We start from the raw sequence: 19,080 nt of genomic DNA, 5'->3' as shown, positions 1-19,080 counted from the left end.
CTTGCACGAACTTGCAGGGATCATTCCAGGGTGTCGATTGCTGCGGCAATGAGTCGCCGTGCCGGGGCGCCGACCACTGCGATGTCAGCGAGTCGGCTGAACGCGTCGGCGTACATCGCCACCTCTCCGGGCTGTGTGATCGTGAGGCATCCGGAGATCAGTTCGACGTTGACCTGGGCGTCATCGAAGATCCAGAAATCCTCGACCGGTGGCATGGCGGTGCGCTCAGCCCCCATCGGCAGGATCCCGAGCGAGACTGATGGCAGCTCGCTCACGGTGAGCAGGTGACCCAACTGGCCGGCCATGACGTCGGAGCCACCGATCACGTTGCGCAAAACTGCTTCCTCGATGAGCACCGCGAAGGTCCGATTGCCCTCGTGCAGCAACCTCAGACGGTCTTTGCGGACGGCAACCGCATCCTCCACGTCGTCCGGAAGCCCGCGGCGCGCAGATGTCCCGCGGAGCACGGCCCTGGTATAGCTCTCTGTCTGCACGGCGCCGGGGATCAGCCAGGGCGAGTAAGTGCGGAAGCGCCTCGTGCGTTCCCAAAGTGGCAGAACTGCCTGTTGGGCGCGACGCAGCCCGGTCTTCTCCATGCGTCGCCACTCGACAAACATGCCCTCGATCGCTTCCAAGGATGCGATGAGGTCGGGAATCTGGCTTTCCGACCCGCACCAAGTCGCCCAGGCACGGACGTCCTCGGTGGATGGGGAGGTCTTGCCGTTCTCGATGCGCGACACCTTCGACTCGTGCCACCCGCACGACGCGGCAAGTGCCCGCCCGGTGAGTCCGGATGCTTTCCGGAGGTCACCGAGGCGGGCACCGAAGTCGTTCTTGGCCTTCTGTGCGTTGGAGAAGGCGGGTGGGGTCGGCAACGGAGGTCGCTCTCAGGTCGGCTGGTACTCCTTGTGTGGGATCGCTCGACCCCACACAGCGTCGAATGATGCTACGCAAGCCTTGGCGAGTTCCGGTTCGTCGACCCGCTCCTCACCGACCCAGGCACCGTCGCCATCGAAGAAGTTCCAGAGCACGGTCTGCTCGTCGAACACCCAGAAGTCGTTCGCTGGGATCAGGAGCCCGGTTGCCTGCTGTCTGGGCAACCACCGGACCTGCTCGCCGGCCGCGACGTTGTGCGGGTCAGTCACGTCGTACTCGAATCGGACATACTCATTGATCGGCTCTGAGACGATCCGGGCGCGTCGGACCGCTACTCCGCGCCCGGTCGTCTCCCGAACCAGGTTGTGGAAGGCCGCCCATCGCTCGGCAGGGTCGAAGCGGTGTCCGGACCTCCACTCGTTCCAGTCAGGGTCGGCAGGCTCGTACAGGTCGCGTGTTTCGAGGTGCAGCGCACTTCGTACGGCGCCCCGGAACAACTGGAAGGCGACTGGCTCAGCCGTCACCCATCGCCTCCTTCAGGTATGGGGCCATCCGTGCCGGGATGCGCAGCACCGTCTCGTGGTCCGGGACCGGCGCTGTCGCGTTGACCTCTGCCGTCGTTGTTTCGTCCAGTTTCCAGCCCTGAATCACGAGGCTGCCGTCGGTCTCGTCCAGCCACACGGTGGGCGAGTTGGTGTTCGGCGAATTTGGGTCCTTACCGATGAACTTCAGTGCCACGATCTGCTCCCCTCGGAGATCGAGTTGCATGGACTTGCAGCGTAGGCTCGTCGGCGGCCGGGGACGAGTTGTCGCGTGTCGTGGGCCAGAACAGCCCCGCGAGGGGTGTGCACCGCAGCAGCGATCACATACGCAAGGGCCAAGCCGATCAAGCCGCCGAGCAGCAGATAGCGCCATAGGCGATGTACGGGAGCGCCTTGCCCAGGAACCACAGAACGACAAGCCCGACGAGGACCCACCCTCCACCTCCACCCCTTGACAACGCGCAGGCCAGCCCCTGCTGACCTGCGCGTTCTGTTGTCCGCTTCAGGCGGTCGGTTGACGGCCCGGTCGGGAGGTCGCGCTACCAGGCGACGTCGTCCAAGGCTGGCCACGGTGGGCCGGTCTGGAGGGCGGTCAGGAACGCCACTCCTGATGCTCGGCCGCTGGGGTGGCGGTCGTTGTGGGTCCAGCGGTGGGTGGTGACGATGGCGAGGACGATGCCCCGGCAGGCGTCGAGTAGGTCGTGGTCGGTGTTGGGATAGTGCCGGCTGACCTCGTTGGGTGCCCAGGCCAGGTCGTACTCGACGGGGCCGCGGGCGGTGTTTTCGAAGTCGATGAAGAGTGGGCCGTGCTTTGTGTTCAGGAGGTTGAGCGGTGTGGCTCGCCGTGTAGGAGTTGGTCGGAGTCGCGTCGGGCGCCGATTGATCGGCCTAGGTCGTGCAGGGTATCGGCGAGCAGCACCCGGTCCGTATCCGTGAGATCGGGAGTGACCTCACGGTTGGCAGCGTCTCGTTGGGTAGCAGCCACTCGGTCCATGACGTGTGGCGTCGGGACCTCGATCCGTCGTAGGCCGGCGTGGAGAAGTGCGAGCGCCTGCGCGTACGCGGCCGGTGTAAGCACCCGAGAGTGCACAGGTTCGAAGTGCGTCCACAGGGCGATCTTGAAGCCGTCGCGTACGAAGACACGTGGTTCGACCCGAGGCTCAAGCGGGGCGACCGGGCTGTCGGTACGCGCCAGCCGGCGTACGAGTTCGACTTCCTGCTCGGCGCTGGCGAAGTGGTTCGTGGGCGTGACTCGGGCGACGGTGTCGCAGGGCAATAGGTGGATGACGAGTCGGTTGGAGTCGCTGAGGACGGTCGCGTCGTCAACCGCCAAGCCGAGTTCTGCGGCCGTCTGCATCGCCGCAGTCACTGCACGCCGTACCTCAGTTGCTTCCATGGCTGTGCTCCTCTCCGGCAACATCGGCACATCCGTCGAGGAATTCCCGGATCGCCCGCTTGGACTTGAGTACGTACTGCGTCGTGTGCTGCCCGTGCCTGGCAATGATCGTTTGCTCGCGTTCGAGCTCCGTGCGCCGGTTCCGCCAGATGATCGGAACGAGGCGCCACTCGGCGCGCAACCGTTGCCAGCGCGAGTACTCGGAGCCTTCAGGCAGCGTGTCGGGCATGCGGAAGCCGCGCAGCATCGCGCGTCCCGCGCACCGCCACCACGGTGTGGCCAGGAGCACCACGGTGTCGGCTCGTTCGAGCCGGAGATCGAGCGTCTCGGCGTAGTTGCCGTCGACGATCCACGCGTCGCCGGCCAGGAGACCACGTTGTTTCTCGCGCCACTCGGCCTCGGACGGTTCAGTCCAACCCGGCTTCCAGAACTGGAGGTCCAGATGGATGAGCGGCAGGCCGGACTTGGCCGCAAGGGCCCGGGAGAACGTGGACTTCCCGGCTCCAGCCATCCCGGTGACGACGATACGGCGTTGTGTTTCGTGGGAGTACATGACACCTCGCAGGGTCGCAGCGGTGCCAGGTTCGACTACCTGCAGGCTGTCTGCAGGGTGGTGTCGAAGCCGGCAAATGGCCTTCTGCGACACGGCAGGATCAAAGCTGGCTCAGCATCGCATTGCTGCCTAACCGCACAGCACGCGACAACAAGTCGGTACCTACCGTGTCAGCGCGTGCCCGGCCGGCCGGGCAGGTCGCGATGCACCCGACCCCAGACGCCTTCCGCCATGAGTGACCACTCCAACGAAATCCAGGAACGGTCCGGCCAGCGCCGTCCGTCCATTCAGCACGATCCTAACCGGTCGCCCGGCAGCTGCCACTCGCATTAGCCGCCGGGGCGGGCGGGTCAGGTTGGCCGGGTCAGGGTTTGGACCAGGTCGGTGACGAAGTTCTCCGTGGTGGCGACCAGGTCGATGGAGGTTGGGTCGAGGAGCCACTGGGTGTTGAGGCCCTCGATGAAAGCGAGGATTTCGGTGGCCTTCAGCCGGGGGTTGACGGCTGCGGAGAAGTCGCCGGTTTCCTGGCCGGTGGTGATCATTTGCTCGATCAGCGCCCGGAGGTTGCGGTAGCGGGTGACGAAATGGTCGTGGGCCACGTCGCCGGGCTGCAGGTTTTCGGTGACCAGGACGGTGAAGAGGCGGGCCAGGTCCGGGTCGGCGAGGTTGCGATGCGCGTACCGGGGCAGCTGTTCGATCGCCGCCACCCCGCCGATCTCAGCCAGCTCACGGGCGAACTCGAGGCTCATCCCGTCGCGCTGATCGATCACCGCGTGCAGCAGGCCGACCTTGTTGCCGAAGTAGTACAGCAGCGCCTGCTGGGTGACGCCGACCGCGGACGCGACGTCGCTGATGCTGGTGCTCGCGTACCCGCGCTCGGCGAACAGTGTGGCGGCCGCCTTCAGCAGTTCCTCGCGCCGGGACTCGCCCCGCGGTTGTACTTTGCGGCCGGCGCGCTTGGTTCCCATGGAGCTTTCCTATCGCATCCTCTTGAATTCTACCTAGTGGTAAGTAGAATTCCGATCCATCGAGCCAGGAGGATGTGAGGCGGATGGGGTCGACGGAGCGGGCCGGGGCCGAACGGACCGAGGGTGCCAAGGGGGCCAGGGGTGCCGGTGGTACCGAGCGCGCCGAGGGCGCCGAGGGCGCCGAGCGGACCGGGCGGGACAGGCAGCGGGTGGGGCAGTGGGCGGGGCGGTGGGTTGGGCAGTGGGTTTGGGCGGGGGAGTCGGCGCTCGGTGGGCCGACGGCGGCGCAGCCGTACGGGGCGCTGGATCGGTCGCGGTTCGATCGGCGGGTGCTGTTTCGTAAGACGTTCGACGTGGCGCGCCTGCCGGGTGCGGCTGCTTTGCGGATCAGTGCGGATGCGCGCTACCTCCTGTACGTCAACGGGCACGAAGTCGGTGCCGGCCCGGTACGGCATGGGCCTCGGCAGTTGTCGTACGACGAGTACGACGTACTGCCCTTGCTCGGCGAAGGCCGCAACGTGATCGCCGTACTGGCGCGCTTCTACGGGCATCCGGTGCCGTGGTGGGAGCCATCGCCGCCGAGTTTCACGATGGGTGGGGGCGGGCTGGTCGCCGAGCTCGCGTTGGATGAAGAGGTCATCGGGTCCGACGAGAGCTGGCGTTGTCAGCCGGGGGACGCGTGGCAGCCGGGTGAGCCGATGGGGGTTTTGGTTACTCAGCTCCCTGAGGTCTTCGACGCGCGGTTGCTCGATCCGGGGTGGATCGAGGCTGGGTTCGATGACAGTCAGTGGCCGCAGGCAACTGTTTTGGCCGAGCTTTCTATTGTCGGTCCGCGCGGAGCGACTCGCCCGCCGACCGAGCCGTGGGGCGTACTGACCGCTCGGCCGATCCCGCACTTAGGGGGAGAGGTCCGCACTGCGACGATCACCTCGACTCACCCGTGCACCCAGTCAGTTGAGGATGACCCGCGTACGAACCTGCGCAGGGCGCTGGATGTTCCGCACACAGAGCGATGCCCCGGGCGCGGCGAGGGGCGGGAGGTCCAGCACAGCGACGGGCCGGAGGTCCCGCCTGGTGGTGGGCGGGACGGGCAGCGTGGTGGTGGGCTGGGCGATCACCTTGGTGACGGCGCGGGTGGATGTGTGCTGGTGGCTGATTTTGGGGTAGTGGTTTTTGGGCGGGTTGAGGTGGAGGTGGTGGGGGCGCAGGGGGCTGTGGTTGATGGCGCTTTGTTGGAGGTACCAACTGTTGCGGCGTTGGACAGTAGTCCGGTGTTCAGGTATACCGCTCGCGGATCGGGCGATTGCTACAAATCATCCGATCCGGTCGGCGGCCGGTACCTCGTGTTAGTGGTTGCTGAAGGCACCGAAATCACCTCGGTTCGGCTGCATGAACAGTTGCGGCCGCGGGTACCCGTAGCACCGTTCAGCTCCAGCGACGAGCGGCTCGATGAGATTTATCGCGTCGGTCTTCGGACGGTGGATCTCACCGCGCATGACGCGTACGTCGACTGCCCGACGCGTGAACAGCGCGCCTGGACGGGCGATGCCGTCGTACACCAGTCGGTCGACCTGATCGCCAACCAGGACTGGAGTTTGGCGCGCTGGAACCCGCGCCTGCTCGCGCAACCTCGGGTGGACGGCCTGTTGCCGATGGTCGCGGCCGGCGATTTCGCGACTCCGAACATCCCTACCATCCCGGATTGGTCGCTGCACTGGATCCGTTCGGTGCACAACCTCTACACGTACACGGGCGACCGCGCGCTCGTCGCGAGCCTCCTCGGGACGGCGGAAGGCATTCTGCGGTGGTTCGAGCCGTACGTCGACGACCGCGACGTGATCAGCGACGTGCCGGGTTGGGTGCTGATCGACTGGTCGCCGGTTCAGGTACGAGGCGCAAGCGCCGCCCTGAACGCACTGGTGGCGCGCGGCCTACTGGACTTCGCGGAAATGTCGCACTGGCTCGGAGACACCAACCGCGCAGAGTGGGCGCGCACTTTCCACCACCGCCTACGAACCGGCTTCGAAGCCTTCTGGGACCCCGACCGCCACGCCTACCGCGACAACCTCATCGCCGGAGGGATCGGGTCGTCGGTGAGTGAGCATGTTGCGGCTGCGGGGGTCTGTGGCGGGCTGGTGCCGGCGGAACGCAAAGACGAGGTCCGTCGCCTGCTGCTTGACCGCGACGCCATGTTCACCACCAGCCCGCTCGCCGACCACGGTGGTGACGCGCGCGGTCCGGTCGACGGCCAGCCGGTGTCCGCGCGCCCCGACCCGGACTGGGACACCGAACGCCTGGTCGTCGGCGCCCAGCCGTTCTTCCGGTACGTCGTCCACGACGCACTTGCCCTCCTCGACGCCGCGGACGAGATCGCGCCCCTCTGCCTGGACTGGATCGAGCTGCTCAAGGACGCTCCGACGGCCTTTCGCGAGTGCTGGGAAGGCGGTTCGTACGCTCACGGCTGGTCGGCGACCCCCACCCGCGACCTGATCCGCTACACCCTCGGCATCACCCCCGCCGAACCCGGCTTCACCACAGCCCGCATCGCGCCGCGCCTCGCCCACCTGACCCACGCGAAGGGCGCCGCCCCAACCCCACACGGCATCATCTCGGTCGCCATCACCACCCAGCAGCCCGAGGTGAACTCGCCGGTCCCGGTCACCGGTGCGCCGGGCGAGGTGCTGTCGCCGGACGCCAGCACGAGCCAGTGGGTTGAGGTGGATTCGCCGGTGCCCGTGGAGGTTGTGAGTCGGTCGGGGCGCGTTACCCGTCATCCGGCCGGGCGCTTCGAGGCCGAGATCTGATTCCATCCGCGTTCGCACCGAGCTGACAGTCTACCGGCAAACGCCGCCCGAGAACCCGCACCCATCGCAACGCCCAAGTGCTTCGACAGGAGATGTGCCATGAGGTCGCTCCGGAGAAGGTTGATCGCCTGCGCAGCCATCCTTGCGCTCATCCCAGCACAAGCCGTCACCAGCGCGATCACGGCGACAGCCGACCCACTAGTCACGCCAGTGTGGTTGTGCCGCCCGGGAATGCCCGCCAACCCCTGCAATCAGGACGCGAGCGGCAACCCGGTCGAGTCCGCCGGGACCGCCCGCTACCCGGACGGAAGTCTCGTCACGCTGGACGCGACGAACATGGTCGGCGGTGCACCGGCCGGTGTAGAAAAGTTCACCGCCCAGTCCAATCCGTCAGTCGACTGCTTCTACGTGTACCCAACCGTCGACCTGCTCGCGAATCCCTTGCTGAACCTCGGTTCGAACCCACCGGCCGCCCGTCCCGAAGGGGCCGCGGTCATGCTCACCCAGGCCGCTCGCTTCACCGGTGGTTGCCGGCTGTTCGCGCCGCTGTACCGGCAGGCGACCCTCCCAGATCTCGCGGTCGGCGTGCTGACCGGCGCCGACCCGTACCTGGGCGAAGGTTTCGCCGACGTCCAACAGGCCTGGAACTACTACTGGAATCACGACAACCTCGACCCGGCGACAGGTAAGCGCCGTGGCGTGATCCTGCTCGGTCATTCGCAGGGCAGTGTCGCGCTGGAGCGGATGATCCAGGCGTCGATCGACGGCAAACCCGAGGTGACCCGGCAACTGGTGAGTGCCGTGCTGCTGGGCGGCGCGGTGACGGTACCGACGGGAGGCGTCGCCGGTGGCGGAGCCGACCCGGGCTCGACCTTCCAGCATCTCCCGCTCTGCCAACGTGGTACGTCGGTGCCGGTGGGGTGCGTGGTCGCGTACTCGTCGTACCAGCAGGCGGAAGGCACTTCACCTGGAACTGGAAGCCTTGCCTGGAGCAATGATCCGGCGCATCAGATCGCCTGCGTAAACCCGGCGGCGCTCGTAGCTGGCACCGATCCTGCCGCGGCGACCGCACTGGACGCCTATATGCCGACCAGAACACTTGTCCAAGGCAACATCTTGAACCCGAACGGCCATCTGTGGCTGGAGTTGCTCGGCTACGACTTGACCAGTTTCACCACCGGATTCGCGCACTACCAGTCGACCCTCACCGGGCAGTGCCGTCGTACCGCAAATGCCAGTTGGCTGCAGATCGATGGTGGCGCCAACATCCTGCCCGCCAGTGCGTCGACCTCGGCGCTCGGACTCCATGTTGCCGACTACAACCTTGCCCTAGGCAACCTGGCCGAGTTGCTGGCTGCTCAGACCGCCGTATGGAAGGCAAACCAGTGACCGCGATCAAATCCGAGGTCGCCTCCGTCAGCCCATGGCGGTTGGCGGCGCTCGCGGGGATGGCGTCGTACCTCGACGCCGGAACGATCGTCGGCGTCTCCGCGAGCCTCAGTCGCTGGGAGTCGCAGTTCGGTTTGACGTCCTGGCAGCTTGGCTTCCTGTCCGCCGCGCTGACCGTATGCATCGGTATCGGCGCGATCGCAGGCGGCCGGATCGGCGACCGCTACGGACGGAAGAAGGTGTACGCGGCCGATCTGCTGCTCTACGCGTTCGGCCTGCTGTGGCTGGTGTTCGCCTCGGGTACGCCGATGCTGTTCGTCGGCGTGATCGTGGTCGGGTTGGCGATCGGCGCGGACGTACCCACCGCACTCGCACTGGTCGGTGAGAGCTCGCCCGCGGCGCAGCGGGGAAAGTTCGTGACGTTCACCGGGTTCTTGTGGGGGCTCGGGCCGTTGGTGGTGATTGTGCTGGTGCTGTTCACCAATAAGTACGGTGAGTTGATGCCGAGGTTGATCTTCGGGCATTTCCTGCTGCTGGCAATTGTCACGTGGGCGCTGCGCCGGCGAATGCGCGAATCGGTCAGCTGGCAACAGTCCAGTGGCCGGAGAACTCGCGTACAGGACTTGTTCAACCCGGCATTGGTGCGTACGACCGTGGCCATGATCGCGTTTTATGGCCTGCTCACCATCGGTACGAACTTCTATGGATCATTCGGGTTGTACGCGCTGGAAACCGTGGGCGGACTCAGTCCGGATCGCGCTTTGCTCGCGTCGCTGATCGCGGTGCCGATCATCGTGGTCACGGTCGCGATGATGATGTTCGTGATGGATACGCAGGCGCGGCGGCCGATCTTCTCGGTGGGCGCCGTGTTGCAGGTCGTTGCGTGGCTGAGTTTGCTGGTGCTGCCGATCACGGCCGGCACGCTGGTCGGGGTCTTTGTGCTGTACGGGTTTGCGAATGTGCTTGCGGGCGAAGCGCATTACAAGCTGTGGACGCAGGAGAACTTTCCGACCACGCTCCGCGGTACGGCGACCGGGCTGAGCTTTGGGGTTGCCCGGATTGTCTCCGCGATTGTTCTGGTTTTTGTTCCGACCCTGTTGCACAGCGGGTTCAGCACGCTCGTTGTGCTGATGGTCATTGTCACCGCGGCGTCCGGGCTGATCGGCGCCACGTTCCGCGCCCGCGGCCAAGGCGAACCGATCACCACCATCGACACGCGCCTGGACGGCGGCAGGTAGGCGATGCGTGGTTCTACGCCAGGACGTGTAGCGCGTCGGCGACCTGCTGTCCGGTGGGCAGGGACTCCGGGTCGAGCAGGGCCTGCATCGAGAGGCCGACGATGATCGAGTGGACGACGGCGCCCAGCCCCTGCGCGGTGGCGTCGTCGATCTCCTCGGCCGGTCGCCCGAGCGCCATCGCGGCCAGATCCCGCCGAGCACCCGCGGTCGCATCCGCGATCATCGACCGGATCTCCTCCGCGAACGCGGCCTGCGCGTACGCCTGCACGCTCGCGATCAGCACCTCCCGCTGACCGTCCATCGCCTTGATCAGCTCGTCGACACAAACCTGCAGCCGCCGCGAAGGACTCACCTTCCCGGCCGCGAGCACCGCCGCGTCGACCGCGTCGCCCCACTCGCCCTGCGCTTCCAGCACGGCCGCGCTCATCAGGCCGTCCTTCGATCCGTAGTGGTACCCGATCGACGCCAGGTGCGCACCGGACGCGGTCGCGATGTCCCGCGCCGTGGTCCGGTGGTACCCCTTCTCGACCAGGCACGTCCGCGCCCCGGCCAGCAGGTCTTCCCGTTGTCCCATACCCAGCACAATACCAATTTGGACGTACGTACATATTGCCACCGAATCTGTACGTACGTACGATCACGACCATGCGCACTGATCAGACCCCCGTCGGCGTACGCACCTGGTGTGGTTTGCTCGTGCTGCTCTGCCCGGCGCTACTGACCTCGATGGACGCCTCGCTGCTCTTCGTCGCCGGCCCCGCGATCTCGGCCGCGCTCCGTCCGACCGCGGGGCAGTGGTTGTGGGCAATGGACATCTACCACTTCGTGATGGCCGGTCTGCTGATGGCCATGGGCAGCCTCGGCGACCGGATCGGCCGCAAACGGCTGTTGCTGATCGGCGCGGCAGTGTTTGGCGGTGTCTCGGTTCTGGTCGCGTACGCACCCAGCCCGGAGGTGCTGATCCTTGCCCGGGCGCTGATGGCGATTGGCGGTGCCACGCTCGCTCCGTCGACGTTGTCGCTGATCCGCGGCATGTTCGACGGGGAGCGTCAGCGCCGGATGGCCGTCGGCGCCTGGACCATCGCCTTCACCGGCGGCGCGGTCGCGGGCCCGATCGTCGGCGGCGTACTGCTGAACCATTTCTGGTGGGGAGCGGTGTTCCTGATCAATGTGCCGGTCATGCTCGTGCTGCTGATCGTGGCGCCGTTCCTGATCGACGAGCGAAGGAGCGCGGAACCAGTTCGCTTCGATCTGGGCGTACTCAGTCTGTTTCGCAGCTCGGGCTTTTCGGTGGCGGTCGTGACGAATGCGGTCGTCGCGTTCGTGACGGCCGGGCTTGGCGTACTGGCGTTTCCCTTTATGCAGAACGTCCATGGGCTCACCCCGCTCGATTCCGCGTTGTGGGCCTTGCCAACGTTGGTGGGCTCGTTCGTTGGTACGGCCACCGCTGCCGTACTAGGTGACCGGTTCTCGTCGATCGCACTGCTGAGCACCGGCCTGCTCGCCGCCACGGGCAGTTTCGCGGTGATCGTCACGCTCGACTCGCGGACCGGGCTCTGGGTGTTCCTGGCCGGGTACGTCCTCCTCACGTACGGCGTCGGACTCACCGCTACGATCGCCAACTCACTCGTACTCACCAGCGCTCCACCCGACCGCGCGGGCGCCGCATCCGGAATCTCCGAAACCGCGACCATGCTCGGCGCGGCCGTCGGCATCGTCACGCTCGGTACCATCGCCAGTACCGTCTATCGGACCACGATGGGCGACGGCGTACCTCCCGCTGCCCTGGAGTCGGTCACCGGTGCAGTCGCCGCCGCGGGCGGTGCGACCGGCCTTCTCGACGCGGCCTTCGCCGCGTACACCCGTGGTCTTGTCGTGGCCGCCCTCGTGGCCGCGGCGGTTACGCTGATACTGGGGATCGCTTTGATCGCGGTTCGTGTCAGCGGGAAGGCAGCGGCATGTCAGCGGCGTTGGGGAGAGTAGGGCTGACGAGGGAGGTGCCGGGATGGCGCGTGTGGGTGGGGTCGCGGTCGAGACGGTCGGGTCCGGACCGGGAGTGGTCGTGGTGCCGGGGAACAACCGGCGAGCGCATCACTACGGACGGTTGGCACGGGCGCTGGCGGGAGCGCACGAAGTTCATGTGATCGAGCGGCGCGGGCGCGGGGAAAGCGCGGGCCGCGACCCGTCGTACAGCGTGGAGAGCGACGCTGACGATGTGCTCGCGGTGCTGGAACACACCGGGTCCCGGGTGCTGTTCGGGCACAGTTACGGCGGGTTGGTCGCGCTGCACGCCGGGTTGCGGCAGCCGGTGGACGGGCTGATCGTGTACGAGCCGGGCGTGAGCCTGGGCGGATCGTTCGGCGCGAGCTGGCTGCCCGAGTTCAACCGGCAGGTCGACGCCGGGCGGCAGGTCGCGGCGATGTCCATGTTCCTGCGCGAGACCGGGCTGTTGCCGTTCCGGGCCAAGCCGTTGCTGTGGGCAATCTCCTGGCTGATGATGCGCGGGCCGGGCAGCCGGGAGGCGCGGGAGATGATGCCGCTCACGCCGGCCGAGCTGGGCGAGATCGTGCGGCTGGATTCGGACGGCAGCCGGTACGCCGGGATCGCGTCGCGGACGCTGCTCCTCGGCGGGGCGAAGTCGCCCACGTACCTGACCGGCGTACTCCCGAAGCTGGCCGGGATCCTGCCGGACGCGGACTACACGATCCTGCCCGGGCTCGACCACAACGCCCCGGACGAGAACGCGCCGGACGCGATCGCGGAGCAGATCCGGCGCTACCTGGTCCGCGGCGAACGGCACCCGCGATACTCGAGCAGTGAGTGATGACAGACCGGTCGGTGAACTGCTCCGGGAGTGGCGCCGGCGGCGGAAGCTGAGTCAGCTCGAGCTCGCGATCCAGGCTGACGTGTCGTCGCGGCACGTCAGCTTCGTCGAGACCGGGCGTACGACGCCGAGCTCCGCGATGGTGCTGCACCTCGCGGAGCATCTCGCCGTACCCCTCCGGGAACGCAATCGGCTGCTCGTCGCCGCCGGGCACGCACCGGTCTTCCGGCAGACCTCCTTGGACGCACCGGACATGTCGCGAGTACGGGTCGCGTTGGAGCAGGTCGTCCAGGCGCACTCGCCGTACCCGGCGGTGGCGGTCGACCGGCGCTGGAATCTCCTGCTGGCCAACGATCCGTTCAATCTGTTCCTGGACAGTGTGGACCGGAAGTTGCGCACGGCCCCTATCAACCTGATGCGTCTTGCCTTGCACCCGGATGGGGGACTGGAGATCTGCAACCTCGCGCAGGTGCGCGGTTATCTGCTGCCTCGGCTGGCTCATCAGGCCGCTGTCACCGGCGATCCCGAGCTGCATCTGCTCCATGACGAGTTGGTTGCCTATGGCCCTATTGGCTTCCCGGCACCGGATCCCAGCGAGATCGCGTTGCCGATCCGGCTCCGGCATCGCGGCGCCGAGCTGGCGTTCCTGACCACTGTCACCACCTTCGGCGCCGCGTTCGACATCACGCTCGACGAGATCGCGATCGAAACATACCTTCCGGCCGATCCGCGAACCGCCGAGTACTTCAGGACGGGCGGCGGCCGCGGAACGTACGCCGCAGGTCGTCGGTCCACTCGTCCGGGACCTCCCACGGGATGAAATGGCCGCCGCGCGGGTGCGCGGTGACATTGACGTGGTTGTACCACTCGGCGCGATCGCTGCCGAGGAAGTTCTGGACGCGTTCCTCGGGTGTGCTGACGCCCGGTGGGTTCTCGTAGCCAACAAACGTGATGCCGGTCGGGGCTTCGATCACCGGTTGGCGGTCGTGGGACGGCGTCCACGGGTAGCGATTGTTGTTCGCGTACGTACGGATCGAGGTGTCGATGCCGTTGCCGGCCCAGTAGATCGTCGCGTGCGTGAGCAGATCGTCGTCGCTGAACGGCTCACCCTCCGACCAGCTCAGCCAGCGCTCCATGATCCATGCGAGCATGCCGACCGGGGAGTCGGCCAGGCCGTAGCCGAGCGTGCCCGGGTGCAGCACGTGCGCGGCAAGGTGGGCGGCGAAGCGGCGCTCGAACGCGACCAGACCTTCGCGCAGCTCCTTCGGCAGCTCCGGCGGGATCGGCCGGCCGCCGCTCAGATCCCAGCCGCGGTCGCCGTTGAAGAACGACAGCTTCAGCGCCGATCCGATGTGGATTCCGTACAGCTCGCCGGCGTACTTGTGGGCCAGCTGCCCCGTCACCAGCGCGCCGACATCACACCCCGCGGCCGCGTACTTTTGGTGGCCGAGGACGTCGGTCATCAGCTCGTGCCAGACGTCGGCCATCTTCCAGAAGTTCATGTCCGGCCGGGTCGGCGTCGAGAATCCGAACCCGGGCAGCGACGGGACGATCACGTCGAACGCGTCGGCCGGATCACCGCCGTACGCCGCCGGATCCGCGAGCCGGTCGATCACCTTCGACCAGTGCCAGAACGTCCACGGCCAGCCGTGACTCAGGATCAGCGGAATCGGGCGCGGGCCGACGCCGGGGCGACGCAGGAAGTGCACTGGTACACCGCTGACGTCGACGCGATAGTGGTCGTACACATTCATCGCCCGCTCGGCGGCGCGCCAGTCGTACCCGTCGGCCCAGTACTCGACCAGGGGCTGCAGGCGCGATCGCGGTACGCCGTAGAAGCCGTCCTCGTTGCCGGCGTCGCGCGGCCATTTGGTGGCGCGCAGGCGGCGGCGGAGGTCGTCGAGGACCTCGTCGGGGACCTGGATCGGGGTCGGGGTCGGGATCACGGTGTTTCCTCTCGGGAAATCTGCGTCAGCCGGTGGAGTACGTCGACGGAGTTGGCGAGTACGGCGCGCTCGTCCGGGGTGAGCTGGTCGACGAGGTGCGCGAGTTTGCCGACTCGGTGGGCGTGGCGGGAGCTGACGATCTCCGCACCCGCGGCCGTCAGCGAAATCAGGCTGGCGCGCCCGTCGGTCGGGTCCGCCCGGCGCTCGAGCAACCCGTCCTGCTCGAGTTTCGCGACCAGGCTGGTGAGGGCCGGCTGCTTGAGCTGCTCGGTCGCCAGCAGATCGGTCAACCTGAGCGGGCCGCCGCGGTCGAGTGTGTGCAGCACTGACAACGCGGAAAAGTTGAGCCGCCGCACACCGGGCAACCGGATGAAGATCGTGTTGAAGTCCTCGATCACAGTCGTCAGCCGATCGACATCCAACTCGGTCATCGCGCTCCGTCCCGTACTGCCGCCGTGGTTCAGGGAACTATATCAAATTTCGATGTATATGATTCGGCACTAGCATCACGGGATGCCTTTGCTCGTGGAACCGGCCCTCCCGCCGGGAACGCTGCGCGACGCCGCCCAACCGCGACTGACCGCCGACGGCCTCGTCCTCCGGTCCTGGCGCCGCGGTGACGCCGCCGCGGTACGGACCGCGTTCACCTGCCCGGACATCCAGCGCTGGCACGTACGCCGCCTGGACACCCTCGACGAAGCCGCCGAATGGGTAGGCCAATGGACCGACGGCTGGGACGCCGAAACCGCGGCCAGCTGGGCAGTCGCCGACGCCGACGACCAGCCCCTCGGTCAGGTCGGCCTGCGCGGCATCTCACTCGCGGAAGGCTCGGCCTCGGTCTCGTACTGGGTCGCGCCGGCAGCTCGCGGCCGCTCAGTCGCCGTACGCTCCGTGAACGCCTTGTCCGACTGGGCTTTCCGCACCATCGGCTTCAACCGCCTGAACGTCTCCCACTCCACCGCGAACACCGCATCCTGCCGCGTCGCCGAACGATCCGGCTACCGCCTGGAGGGCACGCTCCGCCAAGCCATCAAACACGCCGACGGCTGGCACAACTGGCACATCCACGGCCGCCTCCACACCGACCCCTGACCCGCTTCTGCTTCTGCTTCTGCTACTGGGGCCGGGCCTGGGCTGCTTCTGGGGGCTGGAGCTTGGCTGAGCTTGGCTTTGCTGGGCTTGGTGTGGTGTGGCTTGTCAGTTGGTGACGGCGATGCCCGGTACGGAGAAGGTGGTGTTTCCGGACTTGAACGTGAGTACGGCCGACGTCGCGCTGCCGGGCAGTTTGCCCTTGAACGTGATCGTGCCGTGCGCCGTACCACCCACCGCGATCTTCCCCGGCCAACTGCTCCGCCCGGCATCGGCGCGCAGCGTCGTACCACCCGCACCGCCCGCACCGCCGGTACCACCCGTACCGCCCGCAGCACCGCCCGCGGCCGCCAGCGCCGCACCGTCGACCGGAACCGTCACCGCCTGCTTGCCCGAGTTCTTCAGCCGCACCTCGACCCGGGTGAAATGACTCGTGTACGTGACGTTCTCGACCGTCACCGTGATCCCCGACGAGGTCCGCGACACCGGCTTGACCAGCCGATCCTCACCGGACTCATTGCCACTCAAGTACCCAGCGACGTACTCGACCCCCGCACTCAACGCGAACCCACCAACCCCAACCCCCGCCACCACCACCCCCACCGCCACCAAAACCGAAACATCAAACCGCCCCACCCCACGCCCACCCGCACCACGACCACCAACCCCACGGCCACCCGCCCCGCGACCGTCCATCCCGCGAACGTCCGCCTCACGGTCACCCGCCCCGCGACCGCCAATCCCGGGCCCGCCCGCCTCACGACCGTCCAGTTCACGGACACCCGCCCCGCGACCGCCTGCGCCATGATCGCCGTCCGCACCGGTTGCCACTCCCGCAACCCCGCGCTCGGGCGCGACCGGCGCCGCCGCGTCAAGCAGCGCGAGCACCATCCCCACCACCAACGCAACCCCCGGCGGAATCAACCACCGCAACACCCCACCAGGCCCACCCGACCCAAACGTGACGATCAGGTTCACAATCAACCCAACCCCGACGATCGCCCCAGCCACCGCCAGCACCCGAACCAACCGCACAGCCCCCACCACATCATCCCCGCGAGCCCCCACACCCCCGCGAGCCCTCTCGGCCCCGAGCGCCCCCGCATCCCCGCGAACCCCAACACCTACGCGAGTACCCACATCCGCACCCGCATCCCAGCGTGCACCCGCACCCGCGTCCGCGCCGGCATCCCAGCGTGCGCCTGTGCCCGCGCCCGCGTCCGCTCCGCCATCCCAGCCCGCGCCCGCGTCTGCGCCCGCGTCGCCATCCCAGCCTGCGCCTGCGCCTGCGCCCGCGTCGCCATCCCAGCGTGCGCCTGCGTCCGCGCGAGCAGTTGCATCTCCGCGAACCTCAGCACCCGCGCGACGGTCAGCGTTCGCGGGGCCACCTGCATCTCCGCGGTTCGTGTAAGCACCCGCCGGACCGCCACCGCCGTACCCACCGTCATCCCCGACAGGACCGTCAAACCCAGGAACCACCCCCGCAGCCCCGCCACGCCCGTCACCTCCGGCGCCTCTTGCCGAACGACGATCAGCCGCGCCGTCCCCGCTCGCATCGGCCCACTCCGCCGACTCGTTCCAGCTCGGCTCCGAGTGCTCAACAGGCGACGACATCCCCCAAGGCGACCGATCCGCCTCCGATCGATCCGCAGACGGATACGCCTCCGCCGGCGACCGCTCACCCACCGCCGGCCCAGCCTCATCCGCAGAACCGCCGTACCCGGACGCCCCATCCTCCGCGACGGAAGACCCGTAGCCAGAAGGCCCTTCGCCTGCGACAACTGGTCCGTACCCGGAGGAGCCTTCGTGCGCGGGTGATTCGTACCCGGAAGAACTCTCCTGCGCGGCGGTTGGTTCGTAGCCGGAGGAGCCCTGGTACGCGGCGGGCGACTCGTACGCGTCGGCTGACTCGTGAGGCGATGAAGGCTCGTACGACGCAGCAGGCACCGCCCGCTCACCGAACGCTTCAGCAGCCGGAGCCCTGGACGCAGAAGAGCTCTCAGAACTGTCAGTACTGGTTGCAAGCTCAGGAGGCGTACCACCCGCACCGAGCGAACCCCCGCCCGCCCCACCCGAGTCACCGGGCGTACCGGCCGCACCAGCTGCATTCACCGCACCAAGTGCGTCCCCGCCGGCCCCACGCGAACCACCTGCTGCACTGGCCGGACCGGCTGCACTGGCCGGACCGGACGTGCCGGCCGCACCAGATGCACTCACCGCACCAAGTGCGTCCCCGACTGCCCCACGCGAGCCACCGGCCGTACCGGATGCACTGGTCGTGCCAGGCGTGCCGGCTGCACCGGCCGGACCGGATGCACTGGTCGTTTCGCGTGTGCCGGCCGCACCGGATGCATTCACCGGACCAAGTGCGTCCCCGACTGCTCCACGCGAGCCACCGGCTGCACCGGATGCACTGGTCGTGCCAGGCGTGCTGGCTGCATCGGATGCACCGGGCGGAGCGGGTGTGCCGGGTGTGCCGAAGGGGGAGTCGTCGGGCGGGGCGGGTGTGCTGAGTGAGTCGGGAACCTCGTGGGGCGGGTTCGTCGCGCTGTGGGCGTCGCCGGAAGCGCGCGACGTACCCGCCGCACCGGATGGGCCGGGTGAGTCGGTGGATGGGGCGGGAGTGGGGGCGGGCGACTTGGGGGAGAGGGCGGGGCCAGAGGTGGCTGGTGAGGCGGTGGAGGTGGTGTGGGTGAAGGTGAGGACGCTGCGTCCGATGTGGATTCGGTCGCCGGTGGTCAGGCGGGTGGGGGTGGTGAGGCGGCGGCCGTTGAGGCCGGTGCCGTTGCGGGACTCGTCGTGGAGGGTCCAGGTGGAGCCGTCGCGGGTGAGGCGGGCGTGGATGCGGGAGATCTGGTCGTCGGCCTGGAGGCGTACGTCGGCGTTCGAGGCGCGGCCGATGGTGAACGTGTCCGCCTCGGTCGGCAACTGCCAGCGCTGCTCACCGAGCGACAGCACGAATTCGGTTTCCACTCACACCCCAGCCGGCGTCGTCCTGATCGCGTTCCGTCCCGCCGTCGCCGAGGCGTCGCACCCCCCGCCGGCGTCCAACCCGTCTGCGCGATTCTGCCATCCACACCCGGACCAGACCACCAGCAGATCCCCACCCACCGCAACCCAAACCCCACCCGAAACCCTCCGCAACCCCTCGCTCACTCGCCTCACCCCACTAGTTGCGTCCAGCAGAGTGGTGTGCGGGTGGACAGGACGTGTGGGTTGGGTGCGTAGTGCACTTGAGCGTGAACGGGTCGGGGTGTACGGCGTCTCGGAGGTGTACTACCTGTCGAGCTGCCCTTTGTCCGCTGCGAGCGCGGTACCCGTTCACCTCCCGCGACCACCGTCCACCCCTCCCGATCGCAGCTGACCCACACATCAATTCATAAAGCGGGATATCCACTCCTGTTGTGGGGCGGAGTCCATCGGTCTAAGCAACGCCTGATGGAGGGTGTTGTGTA

Annotated in this window: 18 protein-coding genes and 1 pseudogene; 7 read left to right on the top strand and 12 right to left on the bottom strand. The window is 67.6% G+C overall.

What is annotated here, in order from left to right; genetic code table 11:
- Positions 1-20: 20 nt before the first annotated feature.
- The 6 genes from ABD260_RS18080 to ABD260_RS18055 all read right to left on the bottom strand — a co-directional run bounded on the left by ABD260_RS18080 (position 21) and on the right by ABD260_RS18055 (position 4,335).
- Positions 21-875: a helix-turn-helix domain-containing protein gene (locus ABD260_RS18080; RefSeq protein ID WP_344234753.1), complete on the bottom strand. Its 855-nt coding sequence runs from the start codon at positions 873-875 to the stop codon at positions 21-23.
- A 12-nt stretch (positions 876-887) separates the two neighbouring features.
- Positions 888-1,400, bottom strand: coding sequence for a DUF6879 family protein (locus tag ABD260_RS18075; protein ID WP_344234752.1), 513 nt, complete (start codon positions 1,398-1,400; stop codon positions 888-890).
- On the bottom strand, positions 1,390-1,644 hold the full coding sequence (locus tag ABD260_RS18070; RefSeq protein WP_344234751.1) for a hypothetical protein: 255 nt from the start codon (positions 1,642-1,644) through the stop codon (positions 1,390-1,392). Before ABD260_RS18070 ends, ABD260_RS18075 begins: the two co-directional genes overlap by 11 nt.
- 591 nt (positions 1,645-2,235) lie before the next feature.
- On the bottom strand, positions 2,236-2,814 hold the full coding sequence (locus tag ABD260_RS18065; protein WP_344234750.1) for a hypothetical protein: 579 nt from the start codon (positions 2,812-2,814) through the stop codon (positions 2,236-2,238).
- Entirely contained in the window at positions 2,801-3,325 is a 525-nt protein-coding gene (locus ABD260_RS18060) for a P-loop NTPase family protein (RefSeq protein WP_344234749.1), read from the bottom strand. The genes ABD260_RS18065 and ABD260_RS18060 overlap by 14 nt, the downstream gene beginning before the upstream one ends.
- Positions 3,326-3,717: 392 nt before the next feature.
- Positions 3,718-4,335, bottom strand: coding sequence for a TetR/AcrR family transcriptional regulator (locus ABD260_RS18055; RefSeq protein WP_344234748.1), 618 nt, complete (start codon positions 4,333-4,335; stop codon positions 3,718-3,720).
- Between the two features lie 83 nt (positions 4,336-4,418).
- On the opposite strand from ABD260_RS18055, the gene ABD260_RS18050 reads away from it, so the two are divergent.
- From ABD260_RS18050 to ABD260_RS18040, 3 genes are all read left to right on the top strand, one after another.
- On the top strand, positions 4,419-7,139 hold the full coding sequence (locus ABD260_RS18050; protein WP_344234747.1) for an alpha-L-rhamnosidase-related protein: 2,721 nt from the start codon (positions 4,419-4,421) through the stop codon (positions 7,137-7,139).
- Positions 7,140-7,238: 99 nt separating this feature from the next.
- Entirely contained in the window at positions 7,239-8,528 is a 1,290-nt protein-coding gene (locus tag ABD260_RS18045) for a DUF3089 domain-containing protein (protein ID WP_344234746.1), read from the top strand.
- Positions 8,525-9,766, top strand: a complete 1,242-nt coding sequence (locus ABD260_RS18040) for an MFS transporter (protein ID WP_344234745.1) — start codon at positions 8,525-8,527, stop codon at positions 9,764-9,766. The genes ABD260_RS18045 and ABD260_RS18040 overlap by 4 nt, the downstream gene beginning before the upstream one ends.
- 13 nt (positions 9,767-9,779) lie before the next feature.
- Here ABD260_RS18040 and ABD260_RS18035 read toward each other — a convergent pair whose 3' ends face one another.
- On the bottom strand, positions 9,780-10,340 hold the full coding sequence (locus ABD260_RS18035; protein ID WP_344234744.1) for a TetR/AcrR family transcriptional regulator: 561 nt from the start codon (positions 10,338-10,340) through the stop codon (positions 9,780-9,782).
- 71 nt (positions 10,341-10,411) lie between these two features.
- Here ABD260_RS18035 and ABD260_RS18030 point away from each other — a divergent pair, with 71 nt between their 5' ends.
- The 3 genes from ABD260_RS18030 to ABD260_RS18020 are packed head-to-tail and all read left to right on the top strand — an operon-like array spanning position 10,412 to position 13,410.
- On the top strand, positions 10,412-11,749 hold the full coding sequence (locus ABD260_RS18030; protein WP_344234743.1) for an MFS transporter: 1,338 nt from the start codon (positions 10,412-10,414) through the stop codon (positions 11,747-11,749).
- A gap of 22 nt (positions 11,750-11,771) precedes the next feature.
- Entirely contained in the window at positions 11,772-12,590 is an 819-nt protein-coding gene (locus ABD260_RS18025) for an alpha/beta fold hydrolase (protein ID WP_344234742.1), read from the top strand.
- The gene (locus ABD260_RS18020) at positions 12,583-13,410 is read left to right on the top strand and encodes a helix-turn-helix domain-containing protein (protein ID WP_344234741.1); all 828 of its coding nucleotides are present in this window, start codon (positions 12,583-12,585) and stop codon (positions 13,408-13,410) included. Before ABD260_RS18025 ends, ABD260_RS18020 begins: the two co-directional genes overlap by 8 nt.
- On the opposite strand, the gene ABD260_RS18015 is transcribed toward ABD260_RS18020, so the two are convergent.
- Both ABD260_RS18015 and ABD260_RS18010 read right to left on the bottom strand, forming a co-directional pair.
- Complete coding sequence (locus ABD260_RS18015; RefSeq protein WP_344234740.1) at positions 13,337-14,536, bottom strand: epoxide hydrolase family protein; 1,200 nt, start codon at positions 14,534-14,536, stop codon at positions 13,337-13,339. The genes ABD260_RS18020 and ABD260_RS18015 overlap by 74 nt on opposite strands.
- Positions 14,533-14,967 carry a MarR family winged helix-turn-helix transcriptional regulator gene (locus tag ABD260_RS18010; RefSeq protein WP_344234739.1) on the bottom strand — a complete coding sequence of 145 codons (435 nt, stop codon included), beginning with the start codon at positions 14,965-14,967 and terminating at the stop codon, positions 14,533-14,535. The genes ABD260_RS18015 and ABD260_RS18010 overlap by 4 nt, the downstream gene beginning before the upstream one ends.
- Before the next feature lie 82 nt (positions 14,968-15,049).
- Here ABD260_RS18010 and ABD260_RS18005 point away from each other — a divergent pair, with 82 nt between their 5' ends.
- On the top strand, positions 15,050-15,628 hold the full coding sequence (locus ABD260_RS18005; RefSeq protein ID WP_344234738.1) for a GNAT family N-acetyltransferase: 579 nt from the start codon (positions 15,050-15,052) through the stop codon (positions 15,626-15,628).
- A gap of 105 nt (positions 15,629-15,733) precedes the next feature.
- Here ABD260_RS18005 and ABD260_RS18000 read toward each other — a convergent pair whose 3' ends face one another.
- From ABD260_RS18000 to ABD260_RS37600, 3 genes and pseudogenes are all read right to left on the bottom strand, one after another.
- On the bottom strand, positions 15,734-16,660 hold the full coding sequence (locus ABD260_RS18000) for a hypothetical protein (RefSeq protein ID WP_344234737.1): 927 nt from the start codon (positions 16,658-16,660) through the stop codon (positions 15,734-15,736).
- Between the two features lie 89 nt (positions 16,661-16,749).
- Complete coding sequence (locus ABD260_RS17995) at positions 16,750-17,181, bottom strand: hypothetical protein (RefSeq protein WP_344234736.1); 432 nt, start codon at positions 17,179-17,181, stop codon at positions 16,750-16,752.
- A 1,144-nt stretch (positions 17,182-18,325) separates the two neighbouring features.
- Positions 18,326-18,583: pseudogene (locus tag ABD260_RS37600) on the bottom strand (FHA domain-containing protein); the annotation flags it as partial.
- Between the last annotated feature and the right edge of the window lie 497 nt (positions 18,584-19,080).

Origin of the sequence: Kribbella hippodromi (assembly GCF_039531045.1) — a bacterium.
GTDB classification, from domain to species: Bacteria; Actinomycetota; Actinomycetes; order Propionibacteriales; family Kribbellaceae; genus Kribbella; species Kribbella hippodromi.
This window is presented reverse-complemented; position numbering and strand designations above follow the sequence as displayed.